General features: G+C 46.2%; 2 protein-coding genes and 1 pseudogene. 1 reads left to right on the plus strand and 2 read right to left on the minus strand.

The features are described 5' to 3' along the window. Positions 1–218 precede the first annotated feature (218 nt). Positions 219–443 (minus strand): hypothetical protein, encoded by a 225-nt coding sequence (locus B9T16_RS28360; protein WP_014275336.1) that lies wholly within the window; start codon positions 441–443, stop codon positions 219–221. Further along, the gene (locus B9T16_RS28365; RefSeq protein ID WP_014275335.1) at positions 403–816 is read right to left on the minus strand and encodes a reverse transcriptase N-terminal domain-containing protein; all 414 of its coding nucleotides are present in this window, start codon (positions 814–816) and stop codon (positions 403–405) included. Before B9T16_RS28365 ends, B9T16_RS28360 begins: the two co-directional genes overlap by 41 nt. Positions 817–1,503: 687 nt before the next feature. On the opposite strand from B9T16_RS28365, the pseudogene B9T16_RS28370 reads away from it, so the two are divergent. After that, a pseudogene (locus B9T16_RS28370) lies at positions 1,504–1,756 on the plus strand (ISKra4 family transposase); the annotation flags it as partial.

Below are 1,756 nucleotides of genomic sequence, written 5' to 3' on the forward strand. Positions count from 1 at the left end.
TATCCTGNCGTTATGATTTCCAAAACTGGGGGTGGCTATAGCCGTTACTCTCTACTCCCTGATTTCTCAGTTCGTTTATGACCTTGAGTTCCCTGCCTTGCTTAGTTACCTAAGCGTCGGGACATATAATCAGTTATGAGGATGCTCAGGAGAGGTCTCCTTATATCCAGATTCGGAGCTGGAATCCTCACCGGGTAGTTGTTTCGGGCATTTAAGCCCTATTTCATACCCGAACGTCTCGCACCTGCATCCAATACATAGTATTCACCTTTGTTAATACTTTGGTAAATTCTGGTTATTGCGTCGTGGGCTGACCTTCCTAGCCTGAACCCGTAGCTAGTGCCTTCAAATCTTGATTCCCATTCGGGCTCAAGTGCCGATTTAACCAAGGCTTGCCTAGCTCTATCTTGGATTGTGGGTATTCCCATTCCCGCTTTTTTCATCCCTACCAGGTTTTGGTATCCATACTCTCCTAAGTGCCTTTGCTTTGAGATTTCCTTTGATTTTCTCGGTCAATTCCAGTCTTTGTTTAGGGGAGATTGTGATAACCCCGTCTACTCCAGCCGTCCTTTTTCCTTGATTGTCTTGAGTCACTCGTCGCACTGCTAAGAGTCGGGCATAGTATGATTTCACCAATAGACGTTGCCACCTTCTAACCTTTGCATTCTGTCCCGATTTATATGCTTGAAATATACTCTTTTGGAGCTTAAAAACTTTCCGTTGAACCTTAGTCCATGGGATTGCCTTCCATGCGTTGTTCGTAGTCTTGATTAGTTTTGGTTTCCCAAACCCTTTCTTTGAACTCGCTATCGCCATCTGTACACCTACTAGGCTCTATTTCTTTACAATCAAACCGTGACCCGTTAGCATATCCCTACCATTACAGTTGGGCATTGGCTTCTGGTCACATCTCACATCCTCTAAGACTTGCGGTTACACTTATCCCTACTGATATCTCGACCAGATAATCAGAGTCTAGGAGGATTTAAAACGTTCCGTTTATATGGGCATTCCATCTTTAGATTTATCCTTTCCACCGGGGTACTTTTAAAGGTCTGTATAGGTAGTAACCAAAGCCCCCTACTTTTCCCCTTGCTCTTTTGAGCGCAGCGCATCAACCTATTTCGCTACTTTATAATTACGGTGGTTCAAGCCGGACATTCGGTCTCCCTAATCATGGATGGTTGGCAGTGGTCGCATTTAGTAGTAGGTTCTACATCACGCCTTCCGTTCCCCGCTTCAATCTGACGGGTTGTGAATCCTGAAACTGGGGGTGGCTATCGCCGTCACTCTCTACTCCCTAATTTCTTAGTTTGTTTTTGACCTTGAGTTCCCTCCCTGCCTTGCTCAGTTTCCTAAGCGTCGGGACATATAAACAGTTATGGAGATGGTCAGAGGCGAGCCTCTTATATTCAACCAAGGGGTTTAAGTCCCCACTAGGCAGTTATTTCAAGCATTGCAGCTCTATTTCATGCCTAAACGTCTCGCACTTGGTATCTAATAATGGAAAATGCTAACAAGGTGCAAGGAACACCGGCTCAACAGTCGCAGATGCGAGCACTGCTATGGCGAGGGGAGACCCAGAAGGCAATTGAGTATCTACGCCCAGAGCCATGTCGGGGAGCGACGGGGTTTATCAATTACTTAAAGCATCACCAGACTAGGATTATAGACTACCAGGCTGGGCAGGAAGCGGGGCAATCGATTGGTTGGGGTCGGGTGGAGTCGTTGGTGAAACAAATTGGGATGAGGGTGA

The organism is Arthrospira sp. PCC 8006 (genome assembly GCF_046480465.1).
Classification (GTDB): domain Bacteria; phylum Cyanobacteriota; class Cyanobacteriia; order Cyanobacteriales; family Microcoleaceae; genus Limnospira; species Limnospira platensis.